This is a genomic window from Aeromonas sp. R7-5 (genome assembly GCF_040908015.1).
Taxonomy (GTDB): Bacteria; Pseudomonadota; Gammaproteobacteria; order Enterobacterales; family Aeromonadaceae; genus Aeromonas; species Aeromonas caviae.
Map to the genome: position 1 here is coordinate 61610 of NZ_JBFOCZ010000032.1, position 19615 is coordinate 81224.

At 62.3% G+C, this 19615-nt stretch carries 15 protein-coding genes; 13 read left to right on the top strand and 2 right to left on the bottom strand.

Annotated features, from left to right (window positions below; genetic code table 11):
* Positions 1-2: 2 nt before the first annotated feature.
* The 12 genes from AB5Y53_RS13375 to accA all read left to right on the top strand — a co-directional run bounded on the left by AB5Y53_RS13375 (position 3) and on the right by accA (position 15274).
* Complete coding sequence (locus AB5Y53_RS13375) at positions 3-860, top strand: phosphatidate cytidylyltransferase (RefSeq protein WP_039039428.1); 858 nt, start codon at positions 3-5, stop codon at positions 858-860.
* A gap of 67 nt (positions 861-927) precedes the next feature.
* On the top strand, positions 928-2124 hold the full coding sequence (gene ispC, locus AB5Y53_RS13380; RefSeq protein WP_010673409.1) for a 1-deoxy-D-xylulose-5-phosphate reductoisomerase: 1197 nt from the start codon (positions 928-930) through the stop codon (positions 2122-2124).
* 76 nt (positions 2125-2200) lie between these two features.
* Positions 2201-3553, top strand: a complete 1353-nt coding sequence (gene rseP, locus AB5Y53_RS13385; protein ID WP_368182269.1) for a sigma E protease regulator RseP — start codon at positions 2201-2203, stop codon at positions 3551-3553.
* Between the two features lie 34 nt (positions 3554-3587).
* Positions 3588-6011, top strand: coding sequence for an outer membrane protein assembly factor BamA (gene bamA, locus AB5Y53_RS13390; protein ID WP_139736830.1), 2424 nt, complete (start codon positions 3588-3590; stop codon positions 6009-6011).
* 146 nt (positions 6012-6157) lie between these two features.
* The gene (locus tag AB5Y53_RS13395) at positions 6158-6670 is read left to right on the top strand and encodes an OmpH family outer membrane protein (RefSeq protein WP_029313943.1); all 513 of its coding nucleotides are present in this window, start codon (positions 6158-6160) and stop codon (positions 6668-6670) included.
* A 3-nt stretch (positions 6671-6673) separates the two neighbouring features.
* The gene (gene lpxD, locus AB5Y53_RS13400; RefSeq protein ID WP_039039449.1) at positions 6674-7693 is read left to right on the top strand and encodes a UDP-3-O-(3-hydroxymyristoyl)glucosamine N-acyltransferase; all 1020 of its coding nucleotides are present in this window, start codon (positions 6674-6676) and stop codon (positions 7691-7693) included.
* A 24-nt stretch (positions 7694-7717) separates the two neighbouring features.
* The gene (gene fabZ / locus AB5Y53_RS13405) at positions 7718-8179 is read left to right on the top strand and encodes a 3-hydroxyacyl-ACP dehydratase FabZ (protein ID WP_010673414.1); all 462 of its coding nucleotides are present in this window, start codon (positions 7718-7720) and stop codon (positions 8177-8179) included.
* A gap of 2 nt (positions 8180-8181) precedes the next feature.
* A complete protein-coding gene (gene lpxA, locus AB5Y53_RS13410) occupies positions 8182-8973 on the top strand; it encodes an acyl-ACP--UDP-N-acetylglucosamine O-acyltransferase (protein ID WP_010673415.1) in 792 nt (263 codons plus the stop codon).
* Positions 8966-10105: a lipid-A-disaccharide synthase gene (lpxB, locus tag AB5Y53_RS13415; protein ID WP_324036873.1), complete on the top strand. Its 1140-nt coding sequence runs from the start codon at positions 8966-8968 to the stop codon at positions 10103-10105. Before lpxA ends, lpxB begins: the two co-directional genes overlap by 8 nt.
* 78 nt (positions 10106-10183) lie before the next feature.
* Entirely contained in the window at positions 10184-10774 is a 591-nt protein-coding gene (rnhB, locus tag AB5Y53_RS13420) for a ribonuclease HII (RefSeq protein ID WP_039039433.1), read from the top strand.
* A 53-nt stretch (positions 10775-10827) separates the two neighbouring features.
* The gene (gene dnaE, locus AB5Y53_RS13425; RefSeq protein ID WP_039039451.1) at positions 10828-14307 is read left to right on the top strand and encodes a DNA polymerase III subunit alpha; all 3480 of its coding nucleotides are present in this window, start codon (positions 10828-10830) and stop codon (positions 14305-14307) included.
* A 16-nt stretch (positions 14308-14323) separates the two neighbouring features.
* Positions 14324-15274 carry an acetyl-CoA carboxylase carboxyl transferase subunit alpha gene (gene accA / locus AB5Y53_RS13430; RefSeq protein ID WP_010673419.1) on the top strand — a complete coding sequence of 317 codons (951 nt, stop codon included), beginning with the start codon at positions 14324-14326 and terminating at the stop codon, positions 15272-15274.
* An 80-nt stretch (positions 15275-15354) separates the two neighbouring features.
* Here accA and AB5Y53_RS13435 read toward each other — a convergent pair whose 3' ends face one another.
* Positions 15355-16746, bottom strand: coding sequence for an MATE family efflux transporter (locus AB5Y53_RS13435; RefSeq protein WP_324018237.1), 1392 nt, complete (start codon positions 16744-16746; stop codon positions 15355-15357).
* 106 nt (positions 16747-16852) lie between these two features.
* Positions 16853-17758, bottom strand: coding sequence for a LysR family transcriptional regulator (locus AB5Y53_RS13440; RefSeq protein ID WP_039039436.1), 906 nt, complete (start codon positions 17756-17758; stop codon positions 16853-16855).
* Positions 17759-18254: 496 nt separating this feature from the next.
* On the opposite strand from AB5Y53_RS13440, the gene AB5Y53_RS13445 reads away from it, so the two are divergent.
* Entirely contained in the window at positions 18255-19547 is a 1293-nt protein-coding gene (locus tag AB5Y53_RS13445; RefSeq protein ID WP_049636279.1) for an HAAAP family serine/threonine permease, read from the top strand.
* Positions 19548-19615 lie beyond the last annotated feature (68 nt).

Below are 19615 nucleotides of genomic sequence, written 5' to 3' on the forward strand. Positions count from 1 at the left end.
TTTTGCTAAAACAACGAATTATTACCGCATTACTGTTAGTACCCTTGGTGTTGGGGGCGCTGTTTTTTCTGCCGTTGAAATTCTTTGCCCTGCTCGCTGCCCTGGTCTTTCTGCTGGCCAGCCGTGAGTGGAGTGCCTTCGTCACTGCCCAGCCGCAACAGTGGTTGCCGCTGGTGTTCTGTCTGCTGCTGGGGGCCAGCCTGTTCTGGGTGCCCGTGGAGCAACTCTGGATCCCCCAACTGCATCCGCTGGTGATGGGTGTGCTCTGGACCGCCGTCAGCTGGTGGCTGCTGGGGCTGCTGCTGGTGCTGCGCTACCCGCAAAGCGCCAGGCTGTGGCGTGAATCCATCTGGCTCAAGTCCCTGTTCGGTCTGGTGACCCTGGTTCCCTTCTTCTGGTCCCTTGTGGCCATTCGCGGTTACAACTTCTACCACGACCCCATGATGGGGGCCTGGATCCTGCTGTTCGTGATGGGGCTGGTCTGGGCGGCAGATTCTGGCGCGTATTTTTTCGGCAAGGCGTTCGGCAAACACAAGCTGGCACCGGCCGTGAGCCCGGGTAAAACCATCGAAGGCATGCTGGGTGGGCTGTTTACCGCCAGCCTGCTGGCCATCGGCGTGACTTGGTTCATGGGCTTCGTGCCTGCCAAGATGGGCACCGTGCTGCTCTGTTCTCTGCTGGCGGTGCTGGCCTCCGTGCTTGGCGATCTGGCCGAGAGCATGTTCAAGCGGGAAGCCGGCATCAAGGATTCCGGCACCCTGTTGCCGGGCCATGGGGGCATTCTCGATCGCATCGACAGCCTGACGGCGGCGCTGCCCGTCTTCCTGCTCAGCTACCTGTTGCTCGGTCCGGAGTTTTGATGTTTCGCGCACTGATGATCCCGGGAGCGTCCCGCTCCATCAGTCTGTTACCCAATCAGGAGTCTTGATGCAAAACCTGGTGATCCTGGGAGCGTCAGGCTCCATCGGTCAGAGCACCCTCAAGGTACTGCGCCACAACCCCGGGCGCTGGCAGGTGCTGGCGCTGACCGCTGCCCGCAGCGTGGACGCCATGCTGCGCGACTGTCTCGAATTCTCCCCCCGGTTCGCCGTCATGGTGGACGAAGGCGCCGCCAGCGAGCTGGCGGGTCGGCTCAAGGCCCACGGCAGCACCACCCGGGTGTTGTCCGGTCAGGCAGCCCTGTGCGACGTGGCTGCTCACCCCGATGCCCACAGCGTGATGGCGGCCATTGTCGGTGCGGCGGGTCTGGCACCCACCATGGCTGCCGTGCGCGCCGGCAAGCGCATTCTGCTGGCCAACAAGGAGGCGCTGGTGATGTCCGGAGCCTTCTTCATGGAGGCGGTGCGCGAGCACGGCGCCGAGCTGCTGCCCATCGACAGCGAACACAACGCTATCTTCCAGTGCCTACCGGTCGACGTGCAGCGCCAGCCCGGTTTCTGCGATCTGGCCGGGGCGGGGATCAGCAAGATCCTGCTGACCGGCTCCGGCGGACCTTTCCGCTATGCCGATGTGGGTGAACTGCACCATGTCACCCCGGCGCAAGCCATTGCCCATCCCAACTGGTCCATGGGGGCCAAGATCTCGGTGGACTCCGCCACCATGATGAACAAGGGGCTGGAGTACATCGAGGCGCGCTGGCTGTTCAATGCGGCCCCCGAGCAGATCCAGGTGGTGATCCACCCCCAGTCCGTCATTCACTCCATGGTGCAGTACAAGGATGGCTCCGTGCTGGCCCAGCTCGGCAACCCGGACATGTGCACCCCCATTGCCCACGCTCTGGCCTATCCGGAACGGATCGAGTCCGGTGTGGAACCTTTGGATTTCTTCAGTGTCGGAGAGTTCAGCTTTATCCGGCCCGACTATGAGCGCTATCCCTGTCTGGCGCTGGCCATGAGCGCGTGCCAGCAGGGGCAGGGGGCGACCACCTCCCTCAATGCCGCCAACGAGGAGGCCGTCGCGGCTTTTCTTGCAGAGCGGATCGGATTTATGGATATTGCCAGAGTCAACGAATCCGTCATGGCCGAGCTGGGCAGCAGTGCTGCCGGCTCTCTGGCGGATCTCATCGCCCTGGACGGTACGGCCCGAGCCCGTGCCCAGCAACTGATAAAGGAGCTTGCCGTATGAACGGACTGTGGTGGCAGCCAGCCCCTCTCCATGCTCTCGAGCGCAGGACTGGACATGACCGCGAGGTACGCGGCTGATGGGCGGGCTTCTGTGGAATATCGGCGCCTTCATCGTGGCCCTCGGGCTGCTGGTGGCGGTGCATGAATTTGGCCACTTCTGGGTGGCTCGTCGTTGCGGCGTCAAGGTGGAGCGCTTCTCCATCGGCTTTGGCAAGGCCATCTGGCGTCGCCTTGGCAAGGATGGCACCGAATACGTGCTGGCCCTGATCCCCCTTGGCGGTTACGTCAAGATGCTGGATGGCCGGGTCGATGAACTCAAGCCGGGGGAGGAGGCGCAGGCCTTCAACCACAAGAGCGTCTGGGCCCGGATGGCCATCGTGGCGGCTGGCCCCATGGCGAACTTCGTGTTCGCCCTGTTCGCCTTCTGGCTGATGTTCATGATAGGGGTGCCGAGCGTCAAACCCGTGGTGGGCGAGGTGCGTCCCGCCTCCATCGTGGCAGAGGCCGGCATCCTGCCAGGCATGGAGATCGTCGGCGTCGGCGGCGAGGAGACCGGTGACTGGGAGAGCGTCACCTATGCCCTCATCAGCCACCTTGGTGATGACTCGGTCCAGCTCAAGCTCAAGGCGGCCAACACCAGCTATGCAGTGGACAAGACCCTGCAACTGGCCAGCTGGAAATTCGATCCGGACAAAGAGTCACCCATCGGGAGCCTCGGGATAGTGCCCCTCGGTGGCAAGGTGCTGCCCGTGGTGGAGGCCGTGGTGCCGTCGAGCGCCAGCGAGAAGGCCGGCCTTCAGATAGGGGATCGCATCAAGGGGGTCGATGGAGAGGCCATCACCGAATGGGCCCAGTTTGTCGAGCGTGTCCAGCAGTCACCGGCGCAGCCGCTGCAGGTGACGGTGGAGCGCGGGGGCAGCGAGATGACCCTGACCCTGACCCCGGACGGGAAGAAAGTGAAGGGCCAGCTGGTCGGTTTTGTGGGCTTGTCGCCGCAACTGGTTCCATTACCGGATGAGTATCGAACTCTGTTACAGTATGGGCCTTTGCAAGCCCTGTGGCATGGGGTCCAGAAGACCTGGAGCCTGATCACCCTGACCTTCGACATGATAGGCAAGCTGATCGGTGGCATCGTCTCTTTGGACAACCTGAGCGGCCCCATCTCCATCGCCAAAGGAGCCGGCAGCAGCGCCGATTACGGGTTGGTCTATTTCCTCGGATTCCTGGCGCTCATCAGCGTCAACCTGGGGATCATCAACCTGTTCCCCCTGCCGGTGCTCGATGGTGGCCATCTGGTCTATTTCCTCATCGAGGCGATCACCGGCAAGCCGGTATCGGAAAAAATTCAGGAAGTTGGGTTCAGGATAGGCGCCGCCATTCTGATGTTACTGATGGGTATTGCGCTGTTTAATGATTTCGCTCGCCTCTGAGGCCAGAGCATCAACAAGGACACATAAGAACAAAATGGCTGTTAAAAAAGCATTGGTGTTGAGTTGCCTGCTGGGGGCCAGCTTCCTGGCTCAGGCTGCCCCGGCCTCTTTTGTGGTGCAAGACATTCAGGTCGAGGGCCTACAGCGGGTGACCCTGGGTGCCGCCCTGTTGAATCTGCCGGTGCGTGTCGGTGATTCCGTCGACTCCGTATCCCTGGCGAACGCTATCAAGAAGCTCTATGCCTCCGGCAACTTCGAGGACGTCAAGGTCTATCGCGACGGTCAGGTGCTGCAAGTGGTGGTCAAGGAGCGCCCGACCATCTCCAGCATCGAGTTCTCCGGCAACAAGGACATCAAGGAAGAGCAACTGACCCAGAGCCTGGAATCCTCCGGGATCCGTGTGGGTGATCCGCTTGATCGCACCGTGCTGAGCTCCCTCGAGAAAGGGCTGGAAGATTTCTACTACGGCGTGGGCAAGTACTCCGCCAAGGTCAAGGCCATCGTCACCCCGCTGCCGCGCAACCGGGTCGACCTCAAGTTCACCTTCGTGGAAGGGGAAGCGGCCAAGATCCAGCAGATCAACATCGTCGGCAACAACGTCTTCCCGGAAGAGAAGCTGCTGGCCCAGCTCTCCCTCAAGGACGACGTGCCCTGGTGGAACTTCACCGGCGATCAGCGCTACCAGAAGCAGAAGCTGGCCGGTGACATCGAAGTGCTGCGCTCCTACTACATGGACCGCGGCTACATCCGCTTCACCCAGGAGTCCACCCAGGTCTCCATGACTCCGGACAAGAAGGGCGTTTACGTCACCCTCAACGTCAAGGAAGGGGAGCAGTACAAGGTTTCCGGTATCCAGCTCAAGGGCGACCTCATCGACCGCGGCGGCGAGATGAAGGGCCTCATCCCCATCGAGGCGGGCAGCGTCTACTCCGCCAGTCAGGTGACCCATACCGAAGAGGTGCTCTCCAAGTTCCTCGGCCGTTACGGCTACGCCTATCCGAAAGTGGTCACCTTCCCCCAGATCAACGACCAGACCAAGGAAGTGGAGCTCATCGTCAACGTGGAGCCGGGTCCCCGGGTCTATGTGCGCAACATCAACTTCAGCGGCAACGTCACCACCAAGGACGAAGTGCTGCGTCGCGAGATGCGCCAGATGGAGGGCACCTGGCTCTCCTCCGACAACGTCGAGCAGTCCAAGACCCGTCTCAACCGCCTCGGCTTCTTCGAGACCGCGGAAGTGGACACCAAGCGGGTGCCGGGCAGCGATGATCAGGTCGATCTGGACTTCAAGGTCAAGGAGCAGCCGGCGGGGTCCATCAACGCCGGTATCGGCTACGGCACCGAGTCGGGTCTGAGCCTGCAGGCGGGTCTGCAGCAGGACAACTTCATGGGGACCGGCAAGAAGATCGGCATCAACGCCAGCACCAACGACTACTCCAAGAGCGTCGACCTGAGCTATAACGACCCCTACTTCACCGTGGACGGGGTGAGCCTGGGCGGCCGTCTCTACTACAACAAGTTCAGTGCGGCCGACGCCAACATCGTGGACTACGAGAACACCACCGTCGGTTTCCGTCTCTCCAGCGGCTTCCCGGTCAACGAGAACAACCGTCTCGACTTCAGCCTGGGCTACGAGAACAACAAGCTCTCCCAGCCCAACCCCTATGTACAGGTGGACGAGTTCTGGAAGGTCTACAACGGCAATCTGGATGGCGACAACCGCATGGTGTTCAACACCGTGGACGTCACCGCCGGCTGGACCCGCTCCACCCTCAACAAGGGTCAGTTCCCGACCTCCGGTGACCGCCAGCGGGTGAACGCCAAGGTGACGGTGCCCGGCATGGATCTGCAGTACTTCAAGCTCAACGCCGAAGATGCCCACTACTTCCCGTTTGATGCCGACCACAAGTGGGTCATGCTGGCCAAGGCCCGCGCCTCCTACGGCGACGGCTACGGCACCAATGGCGATTACGAGCACGTCCTGCCGTTCTTCGAGAACTACTACGCCGGTGGCTTCGACACCCTGCGTGGCTTCAAGAGCAACACAGTCGGTCCGAAGGCGCTCTACTACTACAACCTGGGCGGCAACGACGTGATCCAGGGCACCGACAGCTCGGTCGGGGGCAACGCCCTGGCGGTGGCCTCGCTGGAAATGATCGTGCCGACGCCCTTTGCCTCCGAGACCTATCAGCCCCAGCTGCGGACCAGCTTCTTCATCGACGCCGGTTCCGTGTGGGATACCCACTTCGACTACAGCCAGTATCAGAACCGTTGCTTCAGTGGTTGCAACTATCTGATGGACTACTCCGACCCGAGCAACATCCGGATGTCGACCGGCCTGTCGCTGCAGTGGCTCTCTCCCATGGGCCCGCTGGTGTTCGTGCTGGCAAGACCAATCAAGAAATACGAAGGGGACGACACCGAAGTCTTCTCCTTCAACATCGGCCGTACCTTCTAAGGGAAGCGGACGCCCCCCCGCCATGGCGGGGGAAGCATGATGGGTCGCGCGTTTGCGTGCCTCACCAGGTAACAAGACGATCTCGTGGATCGCTTGCACAATCAGGTAAATCAGGTAGCCCTCGACCGAGGGACCAAGGAGTAAGTGTGAATAAAGCGTTGAAAGTAGCTGGTTTGAGCTTTGCACTGATGGCTGCCGGCATGGGTTCTGCCTTCGCTGAGACCAAGATTGCCGTGGTCGACATGGGCGAAGTCTTCCAAAAGCTGCCCCAGCGTGAAGCCGTTGCCAAGAAGCTGAAGGGCGAGTTCGAGCCGCGCATGCGTGAACTGCAGAAGCTGGAGTCCGACGGTCAGGCACTGGTCGAGAAGTTCAAGAAGGACGAAGCCTTCATGAGCGCCGAACAGAAGAAGCAGAGCCAGGAGAAGCTGGCCAAGCTGCAGATGGAGTTCAACCAGAAGCGTCAGGCGTTTGAACAGGACAACGGTCGCCGTCAGTCCGAAGAGCGCAACAAGATCCTGACCAAGGTGCAGGCTGCCATTGACGCCATCGCCAAGAGCAATGGCTACGATCTGGTGCTGGAGCGCAACGCCGCCCCGTATGCAGCCAGCAAGCTGGACATCTCCGGCCAGGTTATTTCTCAGGTTAGCAAGAGCAACTAATTGATGGCATTCACTCTCGCACAGCTGGCCCAGCAACTGGGGGCCGAGGTCCATGGGGATGGGACCCGGGAAATTCGCAAGGTCGCGACACTGGAAAAAGCCGGGGAGGGGGAGATAGCCTTCCTGTCCAACAAGAAGTACCGGCATTTTCTGGAGCAGAGCAAGGCCACTGCCGTGCTCATCACCGAGGCAGACCTGCCGTTTTGCCCCACCAATGCCCTGGTGCTCAAGGACCCCTACGTGGGCTTTGCACGGGTTGCCCAACTGCTGGACACCACCCCGCAGCCGGCCATGGATATCCATCCGAGCGCCGTCATCGCGGCGGACGTGCAACTGGGCGAGAGAGTGGCCATCGGTGCCAATGCGGTGATCGAATCCGGCGTCGTGCTGGGTGACGATGTGCGCATCGGCCCGGGCTGTTTCGTTGGCAAGGATACCCGACTGGGAGCGCGCTCCCGGTTGTGGGCCAACGTCACCCTCTATCACAACGTGACCCTGGGCACGGACTGTCTGGTACAGGCCGGCACCGTGATCGGGGCAGACGGTTTCGGTTATGCCAACGAGCGCGGCGAGTGGATCAAGATCCCCCAGCTCGGTGGCGTGACCATCGGCAACCGGGTCGAGATCGGTGCCTGCACCACCATCGACCGCGGTGCGCTGGAAGATACCCGCATCGCTGACAACGTCATCATCGACAACCAGTGCCAGATCGCCCACAACGTCGAGATCGGCTACGGCACTGCCGTGGCGGGCTCCACCGTGATGGCCGGTAGTCTCAAGGTCGGCAAATACTGTATCATTGGTGGTGCCTCCGTCTTTAACGGGCACATGGAGATCTGCGACCAGGCCACCGTCACCGGCATGGCCATGGTGATGCGTCCCATCACCGAGCCCGGTATCTACTCTTCCGGCATCCCCCTGCAAACCAATAAAGAGTGGCGCAAGACCGCCGCCCGGGTGATGCGTATCGAAGAGATGCACAAGCGGTTGAGCAAGCTTGAGAAAAAGCTGGATCAAGAATAATCACGATTGGTATAGGGTACTGTTTTGACTACTGAAAAGAAGAGCCTGGGCATCCAGGAAATCATGGATCTGCTGCCCCACCGTTATCCGTTCCTGATGGTGGACAAGGTGGAAAACTACGAGATCAGCGATGAGCGCAAGACCCTGCGCGCCATCAAGAACGTCTCGTTCAACGAGCCGATCTTCCAGGGCCACTTCCCGGCCAAGCCGGTCTTCCCCGGCGTGCTGATCCTGGAAGCCATGGCCCAGGCCACCGGTATCCTGGCCTTCACCATGGTGGGCAAGCCGTCCCCCAACGAGCTTTATTACTTTGCCTCCATCGACAATGCCCGCTTCAAGCGCCCGGTGGGCCCCGGCGATCAGCTGGTGCTGGATGTGGAGTTCCTGAAGGAGCGTCGCGGCATCGCCAAGTTCACCGGTGTCGCCACCGTCGACGGTGAAGTGGTCTGTACTGCCGAACTGATGTGCGCCAAGCGCGAGGTATAACCGTGATCGATCAGACTGCCATCATCCACGACACCGCCATCGTCCATGAGTCTGCCGTCATCGGCAAAGGGGTTGAAATCGGCCCCTTCACCGTCATCGGCGCCGAGGTGGAAATCGGTGACAACACCTGGGTGAGCTCCCACGTGGTGATCAAGGGCCCGACCAAGATCGGTCGCGGCAACAAGATCTTCCAGCACACCTCCATCGGTGAGGATTGCCAGGACAAGAAGTACGCCGGCGAGCGCACCTTCCTCGAGATCGGCGACAACAACGTGTTTCGCGAGAACTGCACCGTGCACCGCGGCACCACCCAGGACCAGAGCCTGACCAAGGTGGGTAGCGGCAACCTGTTCATGGTCAACGTTCACGTGGCCCATGACTGCATCATCGGTGACAACTGCATCTTCGCCAACAACGCCACCCTGGCGGGCCATGTGCACATCGGTGACTTCGTGATCTTCGGCGGTCTGTCTGCCATTCACCAGTTCGGCCGCGTCGGCTCCCATGCCTTCGTCGGTGGCTGCGCCGCCCTGAACAAGGACGTGCCGCCCTACGTGATGGCCGCCGGCAACTACGCCAAGCCGTTCGGGGTCAACTCCGAAGGCCTGCGTCGTCGTGGCTTCAGCGCCGAGGCGATCTCCGCCGTCAAGCGCGCCTACAAGGAGATCTTCCGCTCCGGCAAGACCATTGAAGAGGTGTTGCCCGTGCTGAGCGAGATGGCCCAGAGCGAACCGGCTATCCAGCTCTATGTGGATTTCCTCAAGGACAACGAGCGCGGGATCATCCGTGCCTGATCCCATTCGCATCGGCATCGTCGCCGGAGAGACCTCCGGCGACATCCTGGCCGCAGGGCTGGTGCGCGAACTGCAAGCCCGCTACCCGGATGCGCAGTTCGAAGGGATCGCCGGGCCGCGGATGCAGGCTCTCGGCGTGAAGGCGCTGTTCGAGATGGAGGAGCTCTCCGTCATGGGCATCACCGAGGTGCTGGGCCGTCTGCCCCGCATCCTCCAGGTGCGCCGCGAACTGCTGCGCCACTTCATCGCCAATCCCCCCGACATCTTCGTCGGTGTGGATGCACCGGATTTCAATATCGGGGTGGAGCTGAAACTGCGCCGCGCCGGTATCAAGACGGTCCACTATGTCAGCCCCTCCGTCTGGGCCTGGCGTCAGGGCCGCATTCACAAGATCAAGGCCGCTACCGACATGGTGCTCGCCTTCCTGCCGTTTGAGAAAGCCTTCTACGACCGTTTCGATGCCCCCTGTCGCTTCGTTGGCCACACCATGGCGGACGACATTCCGCTGGAGCCGGATCAAGGGGCGGTGCGCGAGGCCCTCGGCATCGATCCCGCCCGTCGCTGGCTGGCGGTGCTGCCGGGGAGCCGCACGGCGGAAGTGGGCTTCATGGCGCCGGTCTTCCTCGAGGCGTGCAAGCACCTGACGGTGCACAACCCGGATCTCGGTTTCATTGTGCCTCTGGTCAACCAGAAACGGCGCGAGCAGTTCCTCGCCATCAAGGCCGAGGTGGCCCCGGAGCTCGACATGGTGCTGCTGGACGGCCAGGGCCGTGAGGCCATGATTGCCGCCGACGTGGTGATGCTCGCCTCCGGCACCGCGGCCCTCGAGGCCATGCTGGTGAAAAAGCCCATGGTGGTCGGTTACAAGCTCAAACCCTTCAGCTACTTGCTGGCCCAGTGGCTGGTGAAGACGGATTATGTCTCCCTGCCGAACCTGCTGGCGGACAAGATGCTGGTGCCCGAGCTCATCCAGCACGAGTGCACCCCGGCCAACTTGGTGGAAGAGGTGAGCAAGCTGCTGGACCATGACAACAGCGAGCTCATCGCCACCTTCACCCGGTTGCACGAGAAGATCCGCTGCAATGCGGATGTGCAGGCAGCGGAAGCGGTTGCCGCGCTGCTGGAACGCTAGTGGGCTCTGCCTGTGTGTCAGGCGTGATGTTGTGCTGATACTGGCCCTGCGGGGCCGGTTTTGATTCAAGGCTATGAGATGACGATCGATATTCCCGAAGACAAGCTGATTGCCGGGGTGGACGAGGTGGGTCGCGGCCCCCTGGTGGGTGACGTGGTCACCGCCGCGGTGATCCTGGATCCCGCCAATCCCATCCTTGGCCTCGCCGACTCCAAGAAGCTCTCCGAGAAGAAGCGGCTCGCCCTGTTTGGCGAGATCAAAGAGAAGGCGCTGGCCTATGCCATCGGCCGCGCCAGCCCGGCGGAAATCGACGAGCTCAACATCCTGCACGCCACCATGCTGGCGATGCAGCGCGCCGTGGCGGGGCTCAAGGTGACGCCCGAGCTGGTCTTCATCGACGGCAACCGCTGCCCCAGATTGCCGATGGAGGCCCGCGCCGTGGTCAAGGGTGACAGCCTGGTGGCCGCCATCAGCGCCGCCTCCATCCTCGCCAAGGTGACCCGGGACGCCGAGATGACCGAGCTGGACAGCCGCCATCCCGAGTACGGTTTCGCCCGCCACAAGGGCTACCCGACGGCGGAGCACCTCGCCATTCTGGCCGAACGGGGCCCGCTGCCCGAATACCGGCAGAGCTTCAAGCCGGTGCGCCGCGCCCTGGGGATCGAATAACCGATGCCGATCTGTCTGAACGATTTCTGCTTGCGCAATGAGAGGGCGTGACCATGGCTGATCCCCGTTTCATCCACCTGAGGGTGCACTCCGACTTCTCCATGGTCGACGGCCTGCAGAAGATCGGTCCCATCGTCTCCGCTGCCGCCGCCAACAACATGCCGGCCCTGGCCCTGACGGACCAGATGAACATGTGCGGCCTGGTGCGCTTCTACGGCTCTGCCCACGGCAAGGGGATCAAGCCCCTGGTCGGGGCGGATTTCTGGGTGCAGAGCGACGAGCTTGGGGACGAGCAGTTTCGCCTCACCCTGCTCGCCATGGACAACGACGGCTACCAGAACATCACCCTGCTCATCTCCCGCGGCTATCAGCGCGGTCATGTGCAGGGGCGCCCCGTCATCGACAAGGCCTGGCTTGGCGAACATGCCAAGGGGGTGATCGTCCTCTCCGGCGGGCGCGAGGGGGATGTGGGCAAGTTCCTGCTCAAGGGCAACCGCCAGATGGTGGAGCATTGCCTCGCCTTCTACCAGACCCACTTCCCGGATGCCTACTACCTGGAGCTGCTGCGTACCGGCCGCCCGGACGAGGAGGTCTACCTGCACATGGCGGTGGCCATTGCCACCGAGTTCGAACTGCCGGTAGTGGCCACCAACGAGGTGGTGTTCCTCACCGCCGATGACTTCGATGCCCACGAGATCCGGGTCGCCATCCACGACGGCTACACCCTGATGGACAAGCGCCGACCGCGCCGCTACAGCCCCCAGCAGTACCTGCGCAGTCAGGAGGAGATGGCGGAGCTGTTTGCCGACATCCCGGAAGCCCTGGAAAATACGGTGGAGATCGCCAAGCGCTGCAACGTGACGGTGCGCCTTGGCGAGTATTTCCTGCCCAACTTCCCCACCGGCGACATGACCACCGAGGACTTCCTGGTCATGAAGTCGAAGGAAGGGCTGGAGGAGCGGCTCGAATTCCTGTTCCCGGATCCGGCGGTGCGGGCCGAGCGTCGTCCCGAGTATGACGAACGTCTCGACATCGAGCTCAAAGTGATCAACCAGATGGGCTTCCCGGGTTACTTCCTCATCGTGATGGAGTTTATCCAGTGGTCCAAGGACAACGGTATCCCCGTCGGTCCGGGCCGGGGCTCGGGGGCGGGATCGCTTGTGGCCTACGCCCTCAAGATCACCGATCTCGATCCGCTGGAATTTGACCTGCTGTTCGAACGTTTCCTGAACCCCGAGCGGGTCTCCATGCCCGACTTCGACGTCGACTTCTGCATGGACCGGCGCGACGAGGTGATCGATCACGTCTCCGAGATGTATGGCCGGGAGGCGGTATCCCAGATTATCACCTTCGGCAGCATGGCGGCCAAGGCGGTGGTGCGGGACGTCGGCCGGGTGCTGGGCCACGCCTACGGTTTCGTGGATCGCATCTCCAAGCTGATCCCGCCCGACCCCGGCATGACGCTCGCCAAGGCGTTCGAAGCCGAGCCCAAGTTGCCGGAGCTCTACGAGCAGGACGAGGAGGTCAAGGACCTCATCGACATGGCCCGCCGCCTGGAAGGGGTGGTGCGCAACGCCGGCAAGCACGCCGGTGGCGTGGTGATCGCGCCCACCAAGATCACCGACTTCGCGCCGCTCTATTGCGACGACGAGGGGCATCACCCGGTCACCCAGTTCGACAAGAACGACGTGGAGTATGCCGGGCTGGTGAAGTTCGACTTCCTGGGTCTGCGCACCCTCACCATCATCGATTGGGCCCTTGGCATGATAAACCCCCGTCTTGCCAAAGAGGGCAAGCCGCCGGTGGACATCGCCGCCATCCCCATCGACGACAAGAAGTCGTTCGCCCTCTTGCAGCGTTTCGAGACCACGGCGGTGTTCCAGCTCGAATCCCGCGGCATGAAGGACCTCATCAAGCGGCTGCAGCCCGACTGCTTCGAAGACATGATCGCGCTGGTGGCCCTGTTCCGTCCGGGCCCGCTCCAGTCGGGCATGGTGGACAACTTCATCGAGCGCAAGCACGGCAAGGAGGCCATCTCCTACCCGGACGAGAAGTGGCAGCACGAAAGCCTCAAACCCATACTCGAGCCCACCTACGGCATCATCCTCTACCAGGAGCAGGTGATGCAGATCGCCCAGACCCTGGCGGGGTATACCCTGGGTGGCGCGGACATGCTGCGCCGGGCCATGGGCAAGAAAAAACCCGAAGAGATGGCCAAGCAGCGGGCGGGCTTCGAGGAGGGGGCGGTCAAGAACGGCGTCGACGGCGAACTGGCGATGAAGATCTTCGATCTGGTGGAGAAGTTTGCGGGCTACGGCTTCAACAAGTCCCACTCCGCTGCCTATGCGCTGGTCTCTTACCAGACCCTCTGGCTCAAGACCCACTTCCCGGCGGAGTTCATGGCGGCGGTGATGACCGCCGACATGGACAACACCGACAAGATAGTGACCCTGGTGGACGAGTGTCAGCGCATGGGGCTGACCGTGATCCCGCCGGACGTCAACACCGGTCGCTACCGCTTCAGCGTCAACGAGGACGGCCACATCGTCTACGGCATCGGCGCGGTGAAGGGGGTAGGGGAAGGGCCCATCGAGGCGATCCTGGACGCGCGGGATCGGGACGGTCCGTTCCGCGATCTGTTCGATTTCTGCAACCGGGTCGACATCAAGAAGCTCAACAAGCGGGTGATGGAGAAGCTCATCCTCTCCGGCGCCATGGACAGGCTCGGCCCCCACCGCGCCGCCCTGATGGCGACCCTGGAGGAGGCGATGCGCGCCGCCGAGCAGCACGCCAAGGCCCAGGCGGTGGGGCAGGTCGACATGTTCGGCGTGCTCACCGAAGAGATCGACGACGTCAAGAAGGCGTTCGCCAACGTGCCGCACTGGCCCGACAAGGTGTGGCTGGAAGGGGAGCGCGAGACCCTGGGGCTCTACCTCACCGGTCACCCCATCAACCAGTACAGCAGCGAGCTGCGGCGCTACACCTCGGGCCGACTGTGCGATCTGCATCCCACCTCCCGGGATACGGTGACCACGGCGGCGGGGTTGGTGATCGCGGCGCGCAGCATGGTGACCAAGCGCGGCAACAAGATGGGGATCTTCACCCTGGACGACAGATCCGGCCGTCTGGATGTGACCCTTTTCAGTGAAGCGCTGGAAAAATACGAAGAATTGATGCAAAAAGACCGTATTTTAGTGGTTTCTGGACAGGTCAGCTTTGATGACTTCTCCGGTGGCCTTAAAATGTCGGCCCGCGAGTTGCTGGATATCAACGATGCGAGGGAGCGTTTTGCCAGGGCAATCCGCATCTCCCTCGATGAACAACGCATTGACGAGCGCTTTTTCCCGCGTTTGTGCGAGATTTTGGAGCCCGCCCGTGCCGGAGTCTGTCCGGTTCAGGTAAACTATCGTCGCCCCGGTTCCCGGGTGCGATTGACGCTCGGTACCGAGTGGCGGGTGACGCCCACCGATCAACTGATAGATGACTTGCGAGTCCTGCTTGGACGAGAGCGGGTTGAATTGGTTTTTGATTAGAGGATCTATTGTCCCTATGAGTCTTTTTCTGGATTTTGAACAGCCGATCGCCGAGTTGCAGGCACAGATCGATGAACTGCGCCATGTGAGCGAGCACAACAGTGCCGTGGATCTCAGCGAAGACATTCGCCGGCTGGAGAAGAAAAACGAAGAGCTGACCAAGAAGATCTTCGGCGATCTGGGTGCCTGGCAGGTATCCCAGATGGCACGTCATCCCCAGCGCCCCTACACCCTCGACTACATCGAGCAGATCTTCACCGATTTCGACGAGCTGGCCGGGGATCGCGCCTATGCCGATGACAAGGCCATTGTCGGCGGCATCGCCCGTCTCGACGGCGAGCCCGTGATGATCATCGGTCACCAGAAGGGTCGCGAGACCAAGGAGAAGATCAAGCGCAACTTCGGCATGCCGCGCCCGGAAGGGTACCGCAAGGCCCTGCGCCTGATGGAGATGGCCGAGCGCTTCAAGATGCCGATCATCACCTTCATCGACACCCCGGGTGCCTACCCCGGCGTGGGTGCCGAGGAGCGTGGCCAGTCCGAAGCCATCGCTCGCAATCTGAAAGTCATGGCCGGCCTGACCGTGCCGGTGGTCTGCACCGTGATCGGTGAAGGCGGCTCCGGCGGCGCCCTGGCCATCGGTGTCGGCGATCGCGTCAACATGCTGCAATACTCCACCTACTCCGTCATCTCCCCGGAAGGGTGCGCCTCCATCCTCTGGAAGAGCGCCGAGAAGGCCTCGGTGGCGGCGGATGCCATGGGCATCACCGCCCAGCGCCTGAAGGAGCTGAAGCTCATCGACAACATCGTCGAGGAGCCCCTCGGCGGTGCCCACCGCGACGTGGAGAAGATGGCCAAGCACCTGAAAGCGCGCATCAAGCAGGATCTGGATGCCCTGCGCCCCCTCGACAGCGAGCAACTGCTGGAGCAGCGCTACCAGCGCCTGCTGGGTTACGGCTACTGCTGATCTGCTGCTTCCAATAAAAAGTCCCCGCATGCGGGGACTTTTTTTATGGGCGACGTTTGTGGGGGACGCCGGGGCGGGCCTCAGGGGGCGGTCAGCGCCCGTTGCATGGGGGCGGAAGCACGCCCTCCGGCAGGGCTCAGGGCCCGCCACTCCCGCCACAGCAGCCAGCACAGGGGGGGCGTCAGCAGCAGCACGGTGGCGGGCTGTGCCATCAAGACCCCGTCGCGCCCCCACCAGAGGGGCAGCAGGAAGATGAGGGGCAGCAGCAGCACCGTCTTGGCCACGGAGATGACGAGGGCCTGGCGGGTGCGGGCCATGGCCTGCAACAGCACGATGCCGAACATGACGATCCCCTCCAGGGGCAGGGCAGCGAGGTTGAGGGTCAGGCTGCTGATGGCGGCGGCGAGCAGCTCTGCGTCCTGATCCCCGGTGTAGAGCATGGCGACCGGCTGCGGCAGCAGCTGGACAATCAGCCAGACCCCCAGGCCATAGACCAGGGTGATCTTGAGACCCATCGCCATCAGGAACTGGAGGTCGCGATGGCGCCCGGCCCCGGCTGCCTGGCTCACCAGGGGCTGGATGCCAAACGCCAGTCCCTGCAGGATGACGATGAAGACCGCCTCCGTGTACCCCGCCACGGTGAAGCCCGCCAGATCCTTGACCGTGCCGTGCACCATCAGCTGGCTGTTGTGCAGCAGCAACAGCAGCCCCAGATTGAACTGGGCGATGAGGCTCGGCAGCCCGGTGAAGAGCAGGCCGGGCATGGCCGGGAAGCGTGGCACCAGCTGGCGCCAGGTCAGCCGCAACCGGGCGTGGCGGGTGAAGAAGTACCCCAGGCCGAGCAGGCTGACCATGGCCTCCGAGAGGAGGGTGGCCTGGGCCGTGCCGGTGAGCCCGAGCCCGAGCCGGCCCACCATGATGTAGTTGAGCAGGATGTTGAGGAGGGCGCCGCCGCTCACCAGTACCATGGCGAGGCGAGGGCGGCCGTCGTTGCGAAGCAGGTAGGGCACCGCCAGGTTGCTGGCGAGCAGCAGGGTGCCACCGCCAATCCAGGTGAGGTAGTCGCTGGCCTGCTGCCAGGTGTCGGTGCCGGGGGCCATTCCCAGGGCCTGCAGGATATCGGTGTGCCAGTGGTGCAGCAGCAGCGGCGCTACCGTGCCCAGGATCAGCAGCAGCCAGAGGGCGCTGACCAGAGCCTGGCGGGCCAGAGCGAGGTTCCTGGCGCCCTGCTGGAAGGAGATGGCGGTGGCGGCCCCCATGGCGATCATGGCGGCAAGGCCGATGAGCACCATGATGACCGGATAGACCAGGTTGATGCCGGCAAGGCCGGCGGCCCCCACGTAGTGGCCGACGAAGATGCCGTCCACCAGGTAGTAGGCGCCGGAGACCAGCATGGCCATGACGGAGGGGAGGGCATAGCCCCAGAAACGGCGGGCCATGGCCCGTTGACGCAGGCGGAAGTAGGCGGACATATCTGTACTCGGGAAAAGGGCCGGAATCGAACAGACAGTCTAGTTTCTTATGGATTAATTGATAATCAGGCTTTCATTTGATGGATTGCTGAATTCAGCTCATCAATTAACGGATCCTGTGATACTCCTTCAGCATGTCGATCAGGGCTCGCAGCCCTTGCCCCAGCTGGTGCCGGCCCGGATAGAAGAGGTTGAACCCGGCAAAGCTGGGGCTCCAGTCATCCAGCACGCTCACCAGCCGCCCCGATGCCAGGGCGTCGAACACCTCCCCTTCATGGCAGTAGGCGAGCCCGAGCCCCGCCTCGGCCGCCCCCAGGTAGAGCGCGGGCGTGCTGGTGGTGAGCGGGCCCGTCACTTCGATCTCAAGCAGCTCCCCCTCGGCGGCAAAGGCCCAGCGATAGTGGTGATGGGGCGTGAGCCGGTAGCCGATGCAGTCGTGCTGGCGCAGGTCCGAGGGGTGGCGAGGGGTGCCACGCCGTGCCAGATAGTCGGGGGAGCCCACCACCAGATAGCGCTGCTGCGGGCCCAGGGGAACCGAGATCATCTCCTGGGGCAGCAGGTCGCCGTAAAAGAGGGCGGCGTCGTAGCCATCCTCGATGAGGCGGGGCATCAGCTCCAGCTCCTCCACCTCCACCTGCATGCGCGGGTAGCGCACCAGATAGTCGATGAGCACCGGGGCCAGCACTTCCTGGATGGCGGCTCGCGGGGCACAGAGCCTGAGCCTGCCCACGGGTTCGCCCGCGTGGCGCGTCAGCTCCGCCAGCGCCGCCTCCAGTTGCCCCAGGGTTGGCAGCACCTGGGCCAGCAGCCGTTCGCCCGCTTCGGTCGGCACCACGGCCCGGGTGCTGCGATTGAGCAGCCTGACGGCCAGGCGACTCTCCAGCCCTTTGAGGGCATGACTCAGGGCCGAGGCGGAGACCCCGAGCTCGAGGGCGGCCTTGCTGAAACTGCGGTGACGGGCGACGGCGGCAAACACGGCCAGCTCGGCGAGATCGGTGCGGGAGAGGGTCATGGTCGGTACGTAGAAAAGGGGCGGACACAAAGGGTACGCCATGGGGCGACGGGAGACAATCGGGGGGCAATGAGGGGGTTGTGACAAAATTGTTGCGCGTTTCAAGGGTGAGGTGGATCACATCAAAAAGTTTATATGTTAAAAAAAAATCGCAATATGGCGATTCAAGTGTGATCTGAAGCGACGGAAAGGCGATTCCAATCAAACTTTGGTTGATTAATTCAAAAAAACGCTGTGATTAATAGGGCCTTTTAACTAGAGTCATCTCATCGGATGAGGTGAGCGTTATCCCGTTGTTAACGAGCGAGCACGATCCCCTCTGTATTACGACTCCCCGCCCGTGTTTGTTGCAATCAGGTTGCCACAGGGAGTGGCGGCCGGATGGCCGGGGCGGAGGAACAAACAGGACGAATAGCTGGAGTTCCAGGGAAAGGAACCGGGCCCAGGCCCACTGACAAGTTAAGATCCCACTTTCCTTGATGACAGGAACACCCCTATGTCTGACATGAACATTGCAGTTGAAGGCAGCTTGAGCAAAGCCTCCTCCCGTGGCATCAACAAGGCCGACGTGGTCTGGATGCTGGGTCTGTACGGTACCGCCATCGGCGCCGGTGTCCTCTTCCTGCCGATCAATGCCGGTGTCGGTGGCCTGTGGCCGCTGGTCGCCATGCTGATCCTGGCCCTGCCGCTGACCTTCTTCGCCCACCGTGGCCTGACCCGCTTCGTGCTGTCCGGCTCCACCCGTGACGGCGACATTACCGAGGTGGTGGAAGAGCACTTCGGCAAGACCGCAGGCAAGTTCATCACCCTGCTCTACTTCTTCGCCATCTACCCCATCCTGCTGATGTACTCCGTGGCCATCACCAACACCGTCGAGAGCCTGATGGTGCACCAGCTGGGCATGACGGCACCTCCCCGTGCCATCCTCTCCCTGGTGCTGATCCTGGGTCTGATGGCGATCGTTCGTCTGGGCGGCCAGGTCATCGTCAAGGCGATGAGCGTGCTGGTCTTCCCGTTCGTGGTCACCCTGATGGGCCTGGCGCTCTACCTGATCCCGCACTGGAACGGTGCCATCATCACCGAAGCTCCGGCGCTGGGTGAGGCCTTCAACGGCGACTTCATCAAGACCCTGTGGCTGGCCATCCCGGTGATGGTGTTCTCCTTCAACCACTCCCCGATCATCTCCTCCTTCGCGGTGGACAACAAAGGCCGCTACGGCGCCAACGCCGAGAAGAAGTGCAGCAACATCCTGCTGGGCGCCCACGTCATGATGGTGATGACGGTAATGTTCTTCGTGTTCAGCTGCGTGCTGAGCCTCTCCCCGGCTGACCTGGCGGCGGCCAAGGAGCAGAACATCTCCATCCTCTCCTACCTGGCCAACCACTTCGACAACCCGGTGATCGCCACCGTGGCACCGCTCATCGCCATGGTTGCCATCAGCAAGTCCTTCCTGGGTCACTACCTGGGTGCGCAAGAGGGCATGAACGGCCTGATGGCCAAGTCCCTGCGCGAGAAGGGCAAGAACGTCGACGTCAAGCAGCTGAACAAGGTGACGGCGGTCTTCATGATCCTGACCACCTGGGCCGTGGCCACCATCAACCCGAGCATCCTCGGCATGATCGAAGATCTGGGCGGCCCCATCATCGCCATGCTGCTCTTCCTGATGCCGATGTACGCCATCGCCAAGGTACCGGCCATGCGCAAATATGCCGGCAACCTCAGCAACGGCTTCGTCACCCTCATCGGCCTCATCGCCATGTCCGGCATCATCTACAAGCTGATTGCCTGATGACAGCGTTCATCCCTGTGAGAAAGCCGCCCCCCGGGGCGGTTTTTTTATGGGCACAAATGCTTAAC

What these genes read in the sequence shown, in the direction of transcription:
- accA (WP_010673419.1), top strand. Translation starts at nt 14,324, where the DNA reads ATGAGTCTTTTTCTGGATTTTGAACAGCCGATCGCCGAGTTGCAGGCA.
- lpxD (WP_039039449.1), top strand. Translation starts at nt 6,674, where the DNA reads ATGGCATTCACTCTCGCACAGCTGGCCCAGCAACTGGGGGCCGAGGTC.
- ispC (WP_010673409.1), top strand. Translation starts at nt 928, where the DNA reads ATGCAAAACCTGGTGATCCTGGGAGCGTCAGGCTCCATCGGTCAGAGC.
- AB5Y53_RS13445 (WP_049636279.1), top strand. Translation starts at nt 18,255, where the DNA reads ATGTCTGACATGAACATTGCAGTTGAAGGCAGCTTGAGCAAAGCCTCC.
- dnaE (WP_039039451.1), top strand. Translation starts at nt 10,828, where the DNA reads ATGGCTGATCCCCGTTTCATCCACCTGAGGGTGCACTCCGACTTCTCC.
- rnhB (WP_039039433.1), top strand. Translation starts at nt 10,184, where the DNA reads ATGACGATCGATATTCCCGAAGACAAGCTGATTGCCGGGGTGGACGAG.
- AB5Y53_RS13435 (WP_324018237.1), bottom strand. Translation starts at nt 16,746, where the DNA reads ATGTCCGCCTACTTCCGCCTGCGTCAACGGGCCATGGCCCGCCGTTTC.
- bamA (WP_139736830.1), top strand. Translation starts at nt 3,588, where the DNA reads ATGGCTGTTAAAAAAGCATTGGTGTTGAGTTGCCTGCTGGGGGCCAGC.
- AB5Y53_RS13440 (WP_039039436.1), bottom strand. Translation starts at nt 17,758, where the DNA reads ATGACCCTCTCCCGCACCGATCTCGCCGAGCTGGCCGTGTTTGCCGCC.
- rseP (WP_368182269.1), top strand. Translation starts at nt 2,201, where the DNA reads ATGGGCGGGCTTCTGTGGAATATCGGCGCCTTCATCGTGGCCCTCGGG.